Annotated in this window: 18 protein-coding genes and 1 pseudogene; 11 read left to right on the top strand and 8 right to left on the bottom strand. The window is 40.7% G+C overall.

Annotation, left to right across the window (positions count from 1 at the left end):
* Positions 1-33: 33 nt before the first annotated feature.
* The gene (locus B2727_RS10195; RefSeq protein WP_004807253.1) at positions 34-912 is read right to left on the bottom strand and encodes a LysR family transcriptional regulator; all 879 of its coding nucleotides are present in this window, start codon (positions 910-912) and stop codon (positions 34-36) included.
* 146 nt (positions 913-1,058) lie between these two features.
* On the opposite strand from B2727_RS10195, the gene speB reads away from it, so the two are divergent.
* The 3 genes from speB to B2727_RS10180 are packed head-to-tail and all read left to right on the top strand — an operon-like array spanning position 1,059 to position 4,959.
* Positions 1,059-2,021, top strand: a complete 963-nt coding sequence (gene speB / locus B2727_RS10190) for an agmatinase (protein WP_033133105.1) — start codon at positions 1,059-1,061, stop codon at positions 2,019-2,021.
* A 52-nt stretch (positions 2,022-2,073) separates the two neighbouring features.
* Complete coding sequence (locus tag B2727_RS10185; protein ID WP_033133104.1) at positions 2,074-3,390, top strand: MFS transporter; 1,317 nt, start codon at positions 2,074-2,076, stop codon at positions 3,388-3,390.
* A 57-nt stretch (positions 3,391-3,447) separates the two neighbouring features.
* Positions 3,448-4,959 carry a purine-cytosine permease family protein gene (locus B2727_RS10180; RefSeq protein ID WP_033133103.1) on the top strand — a complete coding sequence of 504 codons (1,512 nt, stop codon included), beginning with the start codon at positions 3,448-3,450 and terminating at the stop codon, positions 4,957-4,959.
* A gap of 62 nt (positions 4,960-5,021) precedes the next feature.
* Here B2727_RS10180 and B2727_RS10175 read toward each other — a convergent pair whose 3' ends face one another.
* On the bottom strand, positions 5,022-5,636 hold the full coding sequence (locus tag B2727_RS10175; protein WP_004653391.1) for a YidB family protein: 615 nt from the start codon (positions 5,634-5,636) through the stop codon (positions 5,022-5,024).
* A gap of 118 nt (positions 5,637-5,754) precedes the next feature.
* Positions 5,755-6,216 carry a DUF6231 family protein gene (locus B2727_RS10170; RefSeq protein WP_016540206.1) on the bottom strand — a complete coding sequence of 154 codons (462 nt, stop codon included), beginning with the start codon at positions 6,214-6,216 and terminating at the stop codon, positions 5,755-5,757.
* 37 nt (positions 6,217-6,253) lie between these two features.
* On the opposite strand from B2727_RS10170, the gene B2727_RS10165 reads away from it, so the two are divergent.
* A complete protein-coding gene (locus B2727_RS10165; protein WP_004653389.1) occupies positions 6,254-7,123 on the top strand; it encodes a DUF2797 domain-containing protein in 870 nt (289 codons plus the stop codon).
* 43 nt (positions 7,124-7,166) lie between these two features.
* Here B2727_RS10165 and lpxB read toward each other — a convergent pair whose 3' ends face one another.
* Complete coding sequence (lpxB, locus tag B2727_RS10160) at positions 7,167-8,345, bottom strand: lipid-A-disaccharide synthase (protein WP_162180563.1); 1,179 nt, start codon at positions 8,343-8,345, stop codon at positions 7,167-7,169.
* Between the two features lie 248 nt (positions 8,346-8,593).
* Here lpxB and B2727_RS10155 point away from each other — a divergent pair, with 248 nt between their 5' ends.
* The 3 genes from B2727_RS10155 to B2727_RS10145 are packed head-to-tail and all read left to right on the top strand — an operon-like array spanning position 8,594 to position 10,718.
* The gene (locus B2727_RS10155; protein ID WP_033133101.1) at positions 8,594-8,887 is read left to right on the top strand and encodes a hypothetical protein; all 294 of its coding nucleotides are present in this window, start codon (positions 8,594-8,596) and stop codon (positions 8,885-8,887) included.
* 2 nt (positions 8,888-8,889) lie between these two features.
* Complete coding sequence (locus B2727_RS10150; protein ID WP_033133100.1) at positions 8,890-10,449, top strand: PepSY-associated TM helix domain-containing protein; 1,560 nt, start codon at positions 8,890-8,892, stop codon at positions 10,447-10,449.
* Complete coding sequence (locus tag B2727_RS10145) at positions 10,446-10,718, top strand: hypothetical protein (RefSeq protein WP_033133099.1); 273 nt, start codon at positions 10,446-10,448, stop codon at positions 10,716-10,718. Before B2727_RS10150 ends, B2727_RS10145 begins: the two co-directional genes overlap by 4 nt.
* 48 nt (positions 10,719-10,766) lie before the next feature.
* Here B2727_RS10145 and B2727_RS10140 read toward each other — a convergent pair whose 3' ends face one another.
* The 3 genes and pseudogenes from B2727_RS10140 to B2727_RS10130 form a co-directional block, all read right to left on the bottom strand.
* Positions 10,767-11,156 (bottom strand): hypothetical protein, encoded by a 390-nt coding sequence (locus tag B2727_RS10140; protein ID WP_033133098.1) that lies wholly within the window; start codon positions 11,154-11,156, stop codon positions 10,767-10,769.
* A 412-nt stretch (positions 11,157-11,568) separates the two neighbouring features.
* Complete coding sequence (locus tag B2727_RS10135) at positions 11,569-11,760, bottom strand: hypothetical protein (RefSeq protein WP_005188714.1); 192 nt, start codon at positions 11,758-11,760, stop codon at positions 11,569-11,571.
* A 35-nt stretch (positions 11,761-11,795) separates the two neighbouring features.
* Positions 11,796-12,169: pseudogene (locus tag B2727_RS10130) on the bottom strand (hypothetical protein).
* Positions 12,170-12,385: 216 nt separating this feature from the next.
* Here B2727_RS10130 and B2727_RS10125 point away from each other — a divergent pair.
* The 3 genes from B2727_RS10125 to B2727_RS10115 all read left to right on the top strand — a co-directional run bounded on the left by B2727_RS10125 (position 12,386) and on the right by B2727_RS10115 (position 15,235).
* Complete coding sequence (locus B2727_RS10125; protein WP_033133097.1) at positions 12,386-13,273, top strand: sulfite exporter TauE/SafE family protein; 888 nt, start codon at positions 12,386-12,388, stop codon at positions 13,271-13,273.
* A gap of 118 nt (positions 13,274-13,391) precedes the next feature.
* On the top strand, positions 13,392-14,483 hold the full coding sequence (locus B2727_RS10120; protein ID WP_004653380.1) for a 3-deoxy-7-phosphoheptulonate synthase: 1,092 nt from the start codon (positions 13,392-13,394) through the stop codon (positions 14,481-14,483).
* A 149-nt stretch (positions 14,484-14,632) separates the two neighbouring features.
* The gene (locus tag B2727_RS10115; RefSeq protein WP_005315656.1) at positions 14,633-15,235 is read left to right on the top strand and encodes a LysE family translocator; all 603 of its coding nucleotides are present in this window, start codon (positions 14,633-14,635) and stop codon (positions 15,233-15,235) included.
* A gap of 24 nt (positions 15,236-15,259) precedes the next feature.
* Here the strand turns inward: B2727_RS10115 and B2727_RS10110 are convergent, their stop codons facing one another.
* Positions 15,260-16,078 (bottom strand): AraC family transcriptional regulator, encoded by an 819-nt coding sequence (locus B2727_RS10110; RefSeq protein WP_033133096.1) that lies wholly within the window; start codon positions 16,076-16,078, stop codon positions 15,260-15,262.
* 119 nt (positions 16,079-16,197) lie between these two features.
* Here B2727_RS10110 and B2727_RS10105 point away from each other — a divergent pair, with 119 nt between their 5' ends.
* On the top strand, positions 16,198-16,701 hold the full coding sequence (locus B2727_RS10105) for a hypothetical protein (protein WP_033133112.1): 504 nt from the start codon (positions 16,198-16,200) through the stop codon (positions 16,699-16,701).
* The last annotated feature ends 24 nt before the right edge of the window (positions 16,702-16,725 follow it).

Genomic DNA, 16,725 nt, shown 5'->3' with positions numbered 1-16,725 from the left:
ATACTTTGATATTTCCTAACTCGGGAGCTCCCATCAAAAAAAGCCTTTGATAATTTTACGGAAACTCTGAATAACAGGATCTTTAGTTCTGCCTCGTCTAAAAATAAGCGAAAATGGTGCTGTATAACCAAATGTTGCTGGAAGTAGCACTTTTAAGCGTTGTTGTTCCACCCAATATTGAGCAAAATGCTCTGGCAAATAACCAATATATTGCCCTGATAAAATAAGTACCAATTGTGCTTCCATCGAATCAACTGTAGCAAAAGAATGCTTAAATCCTTGTTTGGCCAATTCGGTATGACTCCAATAACCACGACTGACCATTTTTTCACGTCGAATAATTTCTGCCGTTAGACCTTGCTGTTTATATAAGGGGTGCGTATCACTACAAAATAACCATTGCTGTTCTTTGTGCAAAGCTTGATACATCACGCCATTCATTTTCAGAAAAAAAGATCCAATCGCAACATCAAAACGATTTTCCAAAATCCCCATCTGCAACTCATAGGGAGATTGCACCTGCAATTTAATATAAACATTTGGATTCTGTTCTGAAAACTGTTGGATGATTTGATCTAAAGGGATATTTCGATCTGTCACCATGGAATCCAGCATCCCTATTTTAATGGTACCTGTCAGTTCGCCCTTGATCTGTGCAGTGTGCCTAGAAAAATTTTCTAACTCATTCAGTATGCGCTTGGCTTCCTGAAAAAACATTTCACCTTTTTGAGTGATTGCAAAACCACCACGTCCACGTTCACATAACTTGAAACCGACCATATGTTCCAATTGATTCATATAGGTACTAATGGCCGAGGTTGATAGGTTGAGCTCTTGCTGTGCATTGGCAAACCCTTGATTCTTTACAATACTGACAAAAATTCGAACTAACTTGATATCCATATGCGTCATGGCTTTTATCTCAATTTTCCCTCTGCCTCACTTCATCTTAAAACATTCTTGTAAAACTTAGTTTAGAAAAATCAAAACTAAGTTTTTAAAAAATAGGATTTAACCCTGTTCCGAGCTGATCAATAAATAAGAAAAAGGAGAAGCAAATGAACAAGCGCTTAAATCAACCGCTCGGTGGCAACGAAATGCCGCGTTTTGGTGGCATTGCCTCAATGTTACGCCTACCAGTTGTCGATAATGATGCAGGTTTGGCCGAACTGGATGCGGCTTTTATTGGGATCCCTCTAGATATTGGTACATCTTTGCGCTCAGGCACGCGTTTTGGCCCGCGGCAAATTCGTGCCGAATCGGTCATGATTCGCCCATATAACATGGCAACTGGCGCAGCACCATTTGATTCACTCAATGTGGCTGATATTGGTGATGTCCCGATCAACACCTTTAATTTGACAGAAGCGGTACGCATTATTGAAGAACATTATGATCGCGTACTGGCCCATCCGATTATTCCGCTCACGATTGGTGGTGATCACACGCTGACTCTTCCAATCCTACGTGCGATCCATAAAAAACATGGGCCTGTTGGTTTAGTTCATATCGATGCGCATGCAGACGTCAATGATGAGATGTTTGGTGAAAAAGTCGCACATGGCACCACCTTTCGACGTGCTGCTGAAGAAGGACTACTTGATTGTCAACGCGTTGTGCAAATTGGTTTACGGGCTCAAGGCTATAGTGCAGATGACTTCAATTGGAGTCGACGACAAGGCTTTCGGGTCGTTCAAGCTGAAGAATGCTGGCATAAATCGCTCGCTCCCTTAATGGAGGAAGTGAGAGCGCAAGTTGCTGGCGGGCCTGTGTATTTATCCTTTGATATCGATGGGATTGATCCTGCTTGGGCGCCAGGTACAGGAACACCAGAGATTGGTGGTTTGACCACCATTCAAGCCATGGAAATTATCCGCGGCTGTCAGGGCCTAGATCTGATTGGCTGTGATTTGGTTGAAGTCTCACCGCCTTATGACACGACAGGCAATACCTCATTGCTTAGCGCGAATCTGCTGTATGAAATGTTGTGCGTCCTCCCAGGAGTGAAAATACGTAAATAACATCCCACGATAAAACAAGAAAAATACATGGATAAAAATAGGTCGAGATGGAATGAAAAAAGATCAATCAAAACGGGCTGCCGCCGCGGCCTTCGTTGGAACAACAATCGAGTTTTATGACTTCTATGTTTATGCCACAGCTGCAGCTCTCGTGCTCGGCTTGGTATTTTTCCCTGAAACCGATCCTGTAACAGGGACATTAGCGGCTTTTGCAACCTTTGCTGTCGGTTTTATTGCCAGACCAATCGCTGCCGTTATTTTCGGGCATTTAGGCGATAAATTAGGTCGCAAAAAAATGTTGTTATTTACCATGCTGCTGATGGGACTGGCCACCACTGGGATTGGCTTGATTCCCAGCTATGCGCATATTGGGATTTGGGCCCCTGTTCTTCTCATCGTACTACGCTTTTTGCAAGGCTTGTCAGTCGGTGGTGAATGGGGTGGCGCAGTACTCATGGCCAGCGAACATGCTCCTGCCCATAAAAAAACTTTTTTCGCCTCTTTTGCCCAAATGGGCAGCCCAGCGGGTCTGATTCTGTGCCTTTTAGTCTTTAAAGGTATTACGTCTTTGGATGAACAAGCCTTACTGAGTTGGGGCTGGCGTATACCCTTTTTACTCAGCTTTGTATTTATGCTTATTGGCCTAGCCATCCGTCTAGGCGTAGAAGAATCCCCTGAATTTAAACAGATGCAAGCCAAACAAGAAATAGCCAAATACCCAGTAAAAGAGTTGCTTAAAAACTATTGGCCTCAAGTGGTTTTTGCTGGGCTGGCGATTACCATTGGGACAGCGGGTTTCTTTTTCACCAATACCTTCATGATTAGCTATGTCACCCAATATATGGGGATCAGCCGCCCCACGATTTTAGATGCTTTGTTTTGGGTCACCCTATTTGAATTTTTAGCCATGCCAATTGCGGCTTGGTATGCCAGTAAAGTCGGGACACATCGTTTTCTGTTCTGGGCTGCAATCCTCTGTATCGCCATTCCATATCCAATGTTTATGCTGGTGAGTACCCAAAATATCTATTACATCGTGTTGGGGATTACGCTTGCGGTCATTGCGCTGTCTTCTTTATATGCCGTTGTCGCTGGCTTTATGGCGGAAGCTTTTCCTACACATGTCCGTTATTCAGGGATTTCCATTTCCTATCAAATGATTGCGGCAATCACCAGTGGAACCACCCCCATCATTGGCACTTTTTTGGCTCAACATTATGCAGGCCAATGGTTACCTTTGGCGTTCTTATTTAGTTTTCTCTCGCTGCTGTCCCTCATTGGCATTTGTGGCATTACCCGATTAAGACAAAAGCAACTTTCTCAGGAACAGGCTGAACAAAAGCACGTCAGCCCCAAACAAGCCGCTTAATGGATGAGCAAACAAGCAAACCTGAACTTGATAAATGGATATTAAGAGTAGCGCATTATGCATAGAGATCGTTCTAAACAGATTACAACAATCGAAAGTTATGGTATCGAAGAAATACCTGCACATGCCCGTACAGCAAGCCCTTTTGATCTATTTCGTTTAAGTTTTGGTGGTGCTAATACCTTTTCGACCTGTGTCTTAGGTAGCTTCCCGATTGTCTTTGGTCTTTCTTTTCAAGCTGGATTCTGGGCAATCTTGTGTGGGGTTATCTTGGGGGCCTGTATCTTAGCGCCAATGGGAATTTTTGGTGCACGTACGGGAACCAACAACGCCGTGGCTTCTGGCGCTCATTTTGGTGTACATGGCAGAGTTGTCGGCTCATTTTTATCCTTACTTACCGCCATCGCATTTTTTTCGCTCTCCGTGTGGAGTTCTGGCGATGCACTGATTGGTGCAACCCAACGTCTATTTGACAGTTCTTATCAAAGTAACTGGCTATATGGATTGGTTTATAGTGGCTTTGCCTTATTGGTACTTACGATTTGTATCTATGGCTTTCGCTTTATGCTACTGGTGAACCGAGTGGCCGTGATTGCATCAAGTCTATTATTCTTTTTAGGTCTGTTTGCTTTTTCCAAGCAATTTGATTCAACTTACGCAGGACAAATTCAACTCGGACAAGCTGGATTTTGGGCAGCTTTCACAGGTGCAGCCTTGATTGCATTCAGTAACCCAATTTCCTTTGGTACTTTCCTTGGTGGCTGGTCGCGCTATATTCCGAAAGAAACAGCCTCCCATAAAATCATGGTAGCCGTATTTGCTTCACAGCTTGCAACCTTAATTCCCTTTCTGTTTGGTCTAGTCACCGCCAGCATTGTTGCTCGCAGTGCTCCCGTGTTTATTGAACAAAATAATTACATCGCAGGACTAATTCAAATTGCGCCAGCTTGGTACTTTATTCCATTGTGTTTAATTGCACTGATTGGTGGTTTATCTACTGGAACTACAGCCTTGTACGGTACGGGTTTGGACATGTCGAGTCTTTTTCCAAAATCACTCACACGTGTTAAAGCCACGATCTGGGTTGGCCTATTGTCCATCCTGTTTATTTTTCTAGGTCGTTTTGCAGCGAATCTGACTCAAAGCGTCATGACTTTTGCCACTCTAATAGTGGTGTGTACCAGTCCTTGGATCATCATTATGATTATCGGATTTATCACACGGAAAGGTTACTATAAAAATGATGATTTACAGGTGTTTGCAAATGGCCTAAAGGGTGGCATTTACTGGTTTCATCATGGTTGGAATTGGCGTGGCATCATCGCATGGATACCCAGTGCGCTTATCGGTTTATGCTTTGTTCATTTACCAGATCAGTTCATTGGTATTTGGGGACATTTATTCAACGGTCTTGATCTGAGTTTACCGATCAGTATTACACTCGCAGCACTGCTTTATATTTCACTGCTCAAACTGTTCCCTGAACCAAGTACTGTATACAAAGCAACATCTAGGGCGAAAAAGACCAAGCAGCAATGTAATAGATCATTGCTGTCAGAATCGCAATGATGTAGATATATAACTTAGAAAAAAGCCTGCTCAAGAGAACAGGCTTTTTCGCATCGGATTTTTTACTTTTTAAGGAAGCCACTCACCAAATTCAAAACTTGCTGAATATCTTGGTTGGCTTCTTGTGGATTGGTACTGCTACCTTGCGGTGTTAAAGAATCAATCACTTGCGGTAAAACTGAAGCAATTGCACCATAAATCGCTTGTTTCGGTGCTTGAGTTTGTTGTGCAACTTGTTCTACATCTTGGTCATCAAATAAACTTTGAATATTTTGCTCTGGCACATCTTGTGCATTTTGTTGCTGTGGATCTACCCAGCTTTGCACTTGATTCGATAAACCGGCATTTTTTAGTTTATCCAATGCACCTTGTAAACCGCCTTGTTTTTGAATCCAAGCTAACACCAATGGTAAAACTGCAATCAATAAAGTTTGTGCGGTATTACCACCAGTTGCATTACTTTGGGTTGAAGTATTTCCACCACCCAATTGTCCTAAAACTGAACCCAAAATACCACCCAAGCCACCTTGCTGGCTTTGGGTATTTTGCTGTTGCCCACCAAGTTGACCTAAAACAGAACCTAAAATTCCACCTAAACCACCCGCTTGGCCTGATTGTTGCTGACCGCCTAAAGCTTGCTTTGCTAAAATTTCAACAATGTTGGTTAAATCAGTCATGACTTAAACTTTCCTTTGGAATTATTTATCCAAAAAGCATACGCTGCTTTGAAAGCACAAAACAAAGTTAAATTGTTAAATTTTGCAAGAACTTGCAACTCTTTCCAGCCTGATTATTTTACCAGCGGAATTTATTCCAATTCTCAGGATTCGCCCAGAACTTGGAGTTAAACCAGTCAGGTACATGCTTATAAGTCAAAATATTAAATTGCCATAAAGCAAAATCACTGCCGTGTGTGGTTTTATCAATCAATTGAGTAAAGCCAAGCGAACGCAATAATTTTTCATCGCCCAGTTTACTGACCACGACAATTCGTTTGGCCATCAGGTCACGTAACTTCACCAACAGCTGTGATTTTTGCGTTTCGGTGATGTTTTGCATTTCTTCTGTATCAAATAATACAAAACCTAAATCATAACGCTGCGTAAATGGCAGACTTAAAAAGTCAGTTACGCTAAAATAATGCCATTGAATTGAAGCATTTTGGTCAATCTGCTGACCTATACAAAGTGCAGTATGAATGGGCTGTTCTTGAGATAAATCGTCTAGCATAGAAGTGATGACATTTTGTTCAGCCATAACTGCAACCCTTGATTGAAAAGATGAGAGTTTATTAATGGAACTACAAGGCATTTGTCATAAAATGCATGCAGCGCTCAAAACGCATAGTGTAACTGATCAATCAACAAGCAAGGCAAATGTTGAATATAAATTTATATTAGATCGTTCAGAAACTGACCTTCCTTTTGTTTTAGGTCAAGAAATTGAGATCGAATGGACTGGCAATATCTTTTGTACCTCTTGTGGCGCAAAAACACCGAAGTCTTATTCGCAGGGTCATTGTTTTAAATGTTTTAAAACCAAGGCCGAATGTGACCTGTGCATCATGAAACCTGAAACCTGCCATTATCACTTGGGAACCTGTCGTGAAGACCAGTTCGCACATGATGTTTGTTTCCAGCCACATATTGTGTATTTAGCCAACTCAAGTGCCTTAAAGATCGGGATTACCCGTATCGTCAATATGCCAACCCGTTGGTTAGATCAAGGGGCAACGCAAGCTTTACCGATTATGAAAGTCGGTTCACGTCGTTTGTCTGGGCATTTGGAAACGTTAATTGGTACACAAATCGCAGATAAAACCGACTGGCGCAAATTGCTGAAAGGTGAAGCTGAACCTTTAAATCTGCTTGAACAACGTGATCAAATTCTTGAAGAATTCGCTCCGAAAATTCAAAGCATCCGTGAAGAATTCAATCAGAACCTTGAATTTAACGAAAGCTTGGAATTCTTGGAAGATGAAACGCCACGTGAATTTATTTATCCCGTTGAACATTATCCTGAAAAGATTAAATCACTGAATTTGGATAAAACCCCAAAAATTCGCGGTGTGTTGCAAGGAATCAAAGGCCAATACTTATTATTCGATATTGGTGTGATCAATATCCGTAAATATACAGGTTACGAACTAATCCTTCGTGCCTGAAGCATATGCATAAAAAAGGTGGCTTAATCGCCACCTTTTTTATTTAGCCTGCATTTAAACAATTGAGAATCGCTTGTACTGGATCTTCGGTATTACCCGAGATCAACTGTTTATGCATGCTCAAATGTTGCATCATTTGAATATGCGCCGTTTCATGATCCATTAATTTTTCGATTTCAGTGGCTAAATGCTGAGGCGTTGCATCGGCCTGAATCAGTTCCTCAATTACTTTCTTGCCTGCAATGATATTCGGCAATGAGTAGTATGGAATTTTGACCATGAATTTCGCAATCAGATAGGTCAGCCAGTTCAATTTATAAAAAGTCACCATTGGACGGTGCAGTAACATTGCTTCAAGAGTCGCGGTACCAGAAGCCAAAGCCACAATATCACTGGCATTCATCACCATACGGCCAATTTTTGACTCGGCATCGCTATTTTCCAGAACATGAATTTTAGATTTCAGGCTGGTATCTAGATTTTGAATGCCCTTTTCAATCTGATGCTTGCGTGCATCATTAATTGCAGGGATTAAAAACTCCAGATCAGGATGCTTCCGATGAAGAATTTCAGCAGCACCCGTGAGCAGTGGTAACAATCGTTCAATTTCACCACGGCGACTTCCTGGTAATAAAGCAATATGGGTTTTATGCGCAGACAAGCCTAATTGATGCTTGGCTTCAGTAATTGGATTTTTTAACGGCAGTTGCTTTGCCAATGGATGCCCAACAAAGGCAGCGGCAACCTCATAATTTTCATAAAAGGTTTTTTCAAATGGAAATAAACATAGAACCAAATCGATACTGCGTTTAATGCCATGAACACGACCTTGACGCCATGCCCATACCGATGGGCTGACATATTGCACGGTTTTTATCGGTAACTGTTTTTCTTTAATAGTTTTAGAGAGGCGTAAATTAAAATCGGGTGCATCAATACCAATAAAGATATCAACGGGATGCTCTGTCCAGCGTTCAACTAAACCGTCACGCACAGCAAACAGTTTTTTTAAATCTTTAAGGACTTCAACAATTCCCATCACTGAAAGAATTTCCATCGGATAATAACTGTGAAATCCTTCAGCAATCATTTGTGGACCACCAATCCCTTCAAATTCAGCATCGATGCCTTGTTCGCGAAAACTGCGCATGAGTTTCACTCCTAGAGTATCTCCAGAAACTTCTCCCACCACGATACCAATTTTTAGTTTTTGCTTTAACAAGACCCACGCCCCACAGAAATGTTTAAATGATTCTAACAGAATGATTTTACATCGAATCACCCTATACCGCGCAAATTGTTCATGATTGGTGAACATTAGTTCTGATCTAAGATGACATTTATTATTCAAAATACAATCTAGATTTACGATGAATGAAGAATTGATTGAGATTCCGCTAAGATTTAATATAAACAAGAATCATTTCCATATGTGATTCATTTCCCCCTTCTTTCGCTTCAAGACCCTTTATGGCTAAATCTGCATCTATTTCGCTTGTCTATCGACTGAGCATTTTTTATCGCTTTGTGCTGAGTTTTGTTGTTGGCTATGTGTGCATGATGTATTTGAGCCTTGGACTCGGTTCATTGTTTAGCCATCTATTAGACAAGGCAGAGGCAATCTATCTTGCGGCATTTATTTCAATTCTATTTTATCTAGCCTTTATCATTTTGAGTTTTTGCGCACATTCACTGTGGAAACTCAGCTTGACTAGTCTGGTTTTGACAGGCGCTTTGTTTGGCTTATCTGTGGGTTTAAATTAAAAATGCAAAATAAAGGCGTTCGCCAATCAATGGCATGGTTGCATGCGTGGACAGGTTTAATTTTTGGCTGGCTTTTATTTGCCATTTTTTTAATGGGTACCAGCTCCTATTATCGACATCAGATTAATCTATGGATGCAACCACAGCTGGCGCAATATCAAGTTAATCAAGATACTGCTATTCGTACAGCAACGGATTATTTAGCTAAAAATGCGACTGATGCCAAATCTTGGTATCTCAACATTGCCAATCATGAAGAACCTGTCAACAAAATGTACTGGCAACAAGCCAGCGGCGGCTATGAAAGCCGTAGTTTAGATGCCAATACGGGGCAAGAGCTAAAACTCTCAGCGACCCAAGGTGGAGATTTCTTTTATAACTTCCACTTTCAGCTCTATGGTGTTCCCATCATGGTCGGACGGCTAATCGCCTGTCTCGCTGCCTTTATTATGCTGATTGCTTTGGTCTCTGGGATTATCACGCATAAGAAGATCTTTACCGATTTCTTTACCCTTAGAACCTTTAAATCACAGCGTTCTTGGTTAGATTTTCATAATGTCTCCTCTGTACTGGCATTGCCCTTTTTCCTGACCATTACTTTTACAGGATTGGCAATTTTCTTCTATCTGTACTTGCCTTGGGGCATGCAGAAACTCTATCCAGAGAATCCATTTCAATATTTTACTGAGATCAGAACCACTGAAAAAAGCACAACGCATCAAGCTGAACCTAAAAAAGCAGAAATGTTGCCCATGAGCAGCTTATTAGAAAAAGTAAAACAACAATGGGGAGATCAAGCCTTAGCATCGATTGAGGTCAAAAAACCAAATACAGACCAAGCCATCATTACCTTTAAGCAATTAGAAGATCGTTCGATTACCTTAAATCAGGCACAAATCACCTTTGATGGACAAGGTCAGGTATTGGCTAATACCCGAAATGAAAGTACTGTTGCGACCTTAAATGCGGGTGTTTATGGCCTACATATGGCGACTTTTGCACAGCCGATACTGCGCTTCGCTTTCTTTTGCTCAGGCATTTTGGGATGTTTGATGATTGCGTCTGGCCTCTTGCTCTGGAGCTTAAAACGCCAGATTCAAAATAAATCGAATCAATTTCATTTTGGCTATTATTTGGTGGATCGTTTAAATGTTGCAGCCTTTGTCGGCCTTCCTATGGCAATGCTCGGCTATCTATTCGCCAATCGATTGGTCCATATCACTGAAACCACACCCAACTATGAAATTTATACCTTTTTCAGCGTATGGGGACTGAGCTTTATCATCGCTTTATTGACCAAAAAACACTATTTATGGAAATCACAGATTTGTATTTTCGGGTTGATTGCTTTGATTCTACCTGTCTATAACTTGGTGTACTTGATTCAACATCAGCTCATCACTGATTTACACAGCTATTGGATATTCTTGCGAATTGATTTGTTCCTGCTGATCTGTGCCCTATTTGCTGTGTTTATTTTTAGAAATATCCAGCCGATTCAAGCGAAATCCGTTCAAAAAATTAAAACTAAGTTAGCGAAACAACTGGAGGTCAACGCATGATTCTGTTGAGCCTTGTATTGACCCTCATCGGGATGTTGTTGCTGTATAAATGTAGCGCCAAGCAAATCAGTAAAGCCAAACAACAAGTTTTCATTCGCTATAAAGCCCAGTTGAGAGTTTTAGCTTATATCTGCTTTTTGATTGCAGGTAGTTTACTCTGCTTCACCTTTGGCAGTTCAATTGGCTTTATCAGTTGGTGGATCTTCGCCACACCCGTGACCTTTGTGTTGGTGTTATCAGTGAATGAGCTGAAGCCTACAAAGAAATAAAGATGCAGCGTCTCAAAGGCTAAATTTTATCTATGTCATTAATGCGAGTTAACGTCGAGATATAGACTCGTCAGCTAATACTGTTAATTCAGATGCGTCTATAAGTAACTTACGTAGCAAATCTAGAATTGGATCAGCTTCTATTATTTCGCCCTTAATTTGTGCAATCTGTACAGAATGCCACTCCGTTGAAAGTTCCTCATCTTCAAACTCACAAGAACATACGATGAGATAACTTCTGCCAACGACGTTAAGCACAAAGTCCCATCCATGATCTTCAGCATAAATATCTTTGCAGGAAATTTGTTGTAGAATTAACCTTTCACGCAGCCAAACTGCGAATTCATCCCCTCCTATGAGTTCATTAATCGCATCAGGACGGGGTGCCACACCTTTAAAAATATCTGTTTCTATCTCAAATAGATGATGGAAATACATAAATTAACGCTCTTTATATACTTATTGTATGATTGCTTAATATCGGTGACCTAAGCCCTATTAAGGAATTATGAATAACTAAGCGACATTCCCTTTGTTCAATAATTTTAGTCTAGTCATGTATAAAAACAATTTTTATATTTTATTTAATTGATTCGCACCTTTTGAAAAAACGACTTATCTTTAAATATATTCATACAAAACAAAAAATTGATTAAATAATCCTAAATTAATCTACATTTTCCATTTTATTTTTTGGCATTATCCGTTAACAATTAAGTTCTTATATGTATTAGTTTTATTTTTCTAGACCTACACGATAAACACAGACTAAAAAACTTAATCACTTTCTTTATATTTTTCACAACAGCTACCCTTAGCTTCTGCCAAGGATAGCTTGATTACTTAGAAATTAATGCCCGTGATGGCTATGATCTTCCTGAGCAGCCGTTTTGTCCTTGTCATCACAACATTTCATCTTTTTTTCACAGCACTCTTTTTTATTAGCAGCCTCTTTTTCCTTACAGCAATCACTCGCAGCAAAAGCAGGTACAGTCGTGGCCAATAAGAGTGTTGAAAGCAATACGGTTTTAATATTAAACATCATCATGTCCTTGAAATAAAAAAAGAAATTTGAATTTATAAAAACAGAACATGATTTGGGGGCGATAAGGTAACTGATAGATCCCTAAAGTCAGTTGATCTAAATAAGCTGAATTTGCTGTTTTAATTGATTGTATGCTTCGCTCAATGGAATGATGGCTGTGTTCAAAAGTTGCAGCAACACAGCACAGACTCTTTTGACAGTGTGATGTATCCATTTTGCCACTGTCCATACGGTCATGCTTCGTCATCATAGACATTCTACAATCAGACATCGCATCGTGATTTGTCATGACTTGTTCTACGACAGGTTGATTTACTTCATTCATAGACATAGCCATTGCATAGCTATTGGTGATAAAACACATAGCAATCAGCAATGAAATGAGGCTTCGAATAAAGATAGACATAGAGCGAAATGATCAAACATACAATCCGTGTATGAATCTCAAAATAAACCAATCACAGTTCATAAAGCAAGCTGATCTGACTAAAGATGATCTAAAAATCTAGAAAATTGGCTTTCTTTAGCTTTTTTTTGCATAAGCAAATCATTATTCATCACAACGAGTTATCTAAAAAAAGCATAAGATATGCTGATTTTTGCATAATTAGGCATATTGTCGATGTTTGGTCCTATAGAATTTATTATGGCTGGGGTATTGGTTGGCTTCTGTGTCGGTATCACAGGTGTCGGTGGCGGCTCATTGATGACCCCAATCCTGATCAGTCTATTTAAGATCGAACCGCATATTGCCATTGGTACTGATCTACTTTATGCCTCAATCTCAAAATTCTGTGGTTCAGTGGTTCATGCCAAAAAACTAAATATTGTCTGGCCAATTGTACTCTGGCTCGCGTTAGGCAGTATTCCAGCCTCTTTTGCAACCTCTTGGGTACTTGAACATTATCTCAGTCAGTCCACCCATTATAAAGCGGTATTGACCATGGTTTTGGGCTTTATGCTGACCTTGACCGGTATCTCAATTGTGTTCCGTGCGCAAATTGAAAAGTTCTTTGACAAATTCCGTAACCGTGAACAAGCGGATATGGAAAGTGAACAGCATGCATTGCAACACAAACGTCATTACATTGTGATTATGGGTATTGTGCTCGGTATCTTTGTAACCTTGTCTTCTGTGGGTGCAGGTGCTTTCGGTATCATGGCCTTAGTGCTTATGTTCCCGAACCTTCCTATGATCCGTATCATTGGTTCAGACGTGGTACATGCGGTATTACTGACAGCAGTTGCTGGTCTAAGTCATATGTCCTCAGGTAATGTCGACTTTACCCTGTTAATGTGGTTATTGGTGGGTTCAATTCCAGCCATTATTGTCGGTACACTCATCAGCTCACGTATGCCAGAACGACTAATCCGTAAAATTCTAGGCATTACCCTATTTGCTTTGGGTGTGAACTTCATGGTGAACCCAATTAAGGCGAAACCAAAGCCAGTTGAAACACATCAAGCAGTTGTGGTTCAGCAAACAAAGCACGTAACAACAACTGTTTAAGCGTTGTAATGCCGATTATTTCTACATAAATTATGCTTTTCGCTAGTTAATCAATCGGCATTTCATGCTATATTCGTAGACAAAATAACCTTTTCTTTCGATTGAATTTGTGACAGCAATGAATACTCTACAGTCAAATCCAGTTTCTCAGCCAGATATCGACGACGTTAATATTAAAAGCATTCAAACTTTGATTACCCCAGCAGAACTGAAAGCTGACCTCCCTTTATCTGATGCTGCTTCTCAAACTGTGTTACAAGGACGTGCAACTGTACGTAACATTTTAGATGGCAACGACAAACGCTTGTTTGTGGTGATTGGCCCTTGTTCGATTCACGATCCTAAAGCTGCACATGAATATGCTGATCGCCTCAAGGTTCTCAGCGAAAAAGTAAAAGACACCTTATATTTGGTGATGCGTGTTTATTTTGAAAAACCACGTACCACAGTTGGTTGGAAAGGTTTAATCAACGACCCTGACATGAACGACTCTTTCAATATTGAAAAAGGTTTGCATATCGGTCGTGGATTACTAATTGATTTGAATGAAAAAGGTTTGCCATGTGCAACTGAAGCACTTGATCCAAACTCACCACAATACTACCAAGACTTGATTTCATGGTCTGCGATTGGTGCACGTACCACGGAAAGCCAAACTCACCGTGAAATGTCTTCTGGCTTATCATCTCCTGTTGGCTTCAAAAACGGTACAGATGGCGGCTTAACTGTTGCGACCAATGCGATGCAATCAGTTAAACATGGTCACAGCTTCTTGGGCCTGAATGAAAATGGTCAAGTTGCGATTATCAATACCAAAGGCAACCCTTATGCACACGTGGTATTACGGGGTGGTAATGGCAAACCTAACTATGATGCAACTTCAGTTGCTGAAGCGGAAGCAGCTTTGGCAAAAGCTAAAGTAAGCAACAAGATCATGATTGATACTAGTCATGCCAACTCAAACAAAGACCCGTACTTACAACCTTTGGTTTTGAAAAACATCACGGAACAAATCCTTGATGGTAACAAATCAATCGTTGGGATCATGGTAGAGAGTCACTTAAAAGGTGGTCGTCAGGATATTCCTGAAAATCTATGCGATCTTGAATACGGTAAGTCAGTGACTGATGGCTGTATCGATTGGGAAACCACAGAAAAAGCATTACTCGAAATGCATGAAGCATTGAAAGACGTCTTACCAACACGTTAATTCGATCTTTTAACTGCGATGAAAACAGGCTCTTATGAGCCTGTTTTTTTTGTTCGTCAATTCGGCTAGCTTGCACAAACGTACAATACAGCCCATAGTACTTTGCCCTATTTTGATCATCCTTTGTTATTGATTCATTTAGGTTGGTCATGGAAATTTTTCTTTATACCTTAAGTGTGATGTACAGCCCAGGTCCAGTGAACTTTATGGGATTAAATGCTGGGCTAACAGGACAATTCTCCAGAACATTAGGCTTTTTTGCAGGTGTGGGCTGCTCCATGCTGATGCTATTTGTTGTATTTGGTTATGCAGGTGCGGCACTGATTCCCCATGCGTATTTGCATTTTATTGCCTTGATCGGGGCGCTTTATACCTTTTATATCGCCTATAAAATGATGACAGCGCATACCGAATTAAAAACAGATCAAACCCTATACAAAAGCCTCAGCTTTTGGAATGGTTTCTGGATTCAAAGCTTGAATCCGAAAGCGATTTTGGTGATTTTACCTGTGACCACCATTATGTACCCTGCAGCACATATCACTGGTAGCTTGATTCTGATTGTTTCATTACTCATTTCTCTCGGTGCAGCGGGTGCTCCGTTGCTTTATTCATTTGCTGGAACAGTAATTGGCAAAAAATTGAGTAATCCAATTTGGCTCAATCATCTAAATAAAATACTGGGTATCTTTTTAATTATTTCAGGTCTATTTATGTTGAGTGATTTCTTAAAAGGTATGCATCTTATTTAAAGCTTTTTTAGTCGCAAGCACAGCTTATTTCTGATGTGTATAAATCTCTTTCCATCTTGCTGGGGTAATTCCAAAGGCTTTGCTAAAGTGCCGAGTCATATGGCTTTGGTCAAAAAAACCAGCAATGATGGCGGCCTGAGTCAGTGACTCTCCATACATCAAACACCTTTTCACGATATCTAGCCGACGCATGGTCATATAACGATGCGGACTGGTGCCAAATAGCAGTCTAAAATCACGAGAAAGGCTCCAACGATCACGTTGGATATTCTGTTCTAAATCATCCAAACTGATGTTCTGACCCAGTGAAGCGTGTATAAACTCTCTAGCACGCTCCGCCGCAATATAATCATAGCGTTGCCGCGCACGTACTGGCTGACCTGCAACTTCATACAAGGTTGTCGCCAAGTCATATAAAGCATCTTCTTCTTCTAAAAGATCCAATGGATCCTGCATATTTTGCAAAAGTGTGTGGGTGACTCGATAAAGCCGTGGATCATCACTCAGCCCATCTTTGAAAAAAGGCAGTGGTTTGCCTTTCATGATCTTTTGAATCAACGCAGGTTCAACGTACATCATTCGGTAGTGAAAGCCGTCTTGAGTCCCTGCACTACCGTCATGTTTTTCATCTGGATGCAATACCATGGTCATGCCATGCTGGCTATGTCTAACCTCACCACGATAATGAAAGCTTTGCACACCAGACAAGGTTCGACCAATCGCAAAGGTATCATGTTGATGTGACTCATATGCATGATCAGAAAAGAAAGCTTCAATCCTTTCCAAGCGATCACTATCTGAAGCTCTGACAATCCAATCAGAATGATTTGCTATTTTTGACACGCTGATCTGCCTATAAAAAATTGAATTCAGCAGTCTCAGAATACCTTAATTTTGCTTTGATCTATAAGTCATTTTTTGATTATACTGCTGCCACATTTCTCCTACGACGTATCGCTGATATGAAGTCCAGTTTTCGTCAACATTTGCTTAAGTGGCGTGCCTATTTTGGCGCGATTACTTTGCTATGTTTACTCTGGCATATCTTCCTACCAACGATGGTCCATACAGGCGTCGTTCCTGCACTTTATGCAATGCCAAGCCATTGCCAAGTCACAGAAATTCAAAATGTCTCGTTGATGTCACAGACACATTCAGGTCATCATCAACAGAGTATGCACGACATGCATCACGGACCGCAGCTAGAGCATGTCAAACATGCCCAGCTGAGTGAATATGCACAACACGTGTATGCACTGGCCAGCCAAATCATGAAGCATTGTCCATTATGCTCCCATGGTTTAGATGCCGCTGTGATCGTCCCGCTGATTGCATTCATTATTATATTTCTACTGGCTTGGTTCAGTCGTGTTCGCTGCCTGTGCCATACGTGGACAGAAGATCTGCACATCGCCCGCATCTTTTATATTTTTCCGATCAAACAAGCCCCACCACTGACTTTATAAATCGCAAATTTTACTTCGTGCCCC

Origin of the sequence: Acinetobacter sp. UBA991 (assembly GCF_002292065.1) — a bacterium.
Classification (GTDB): domain Bacteria; phylum Pseudomonadota; class Gammaproteobacteria; order Pseudomonadales; family Moraxellaceae; genus Acinetobacter; species Acinetobacter higginsii.
This window is presented reverse-complemented; position numbering and strand designations above follow the sequence as displayed.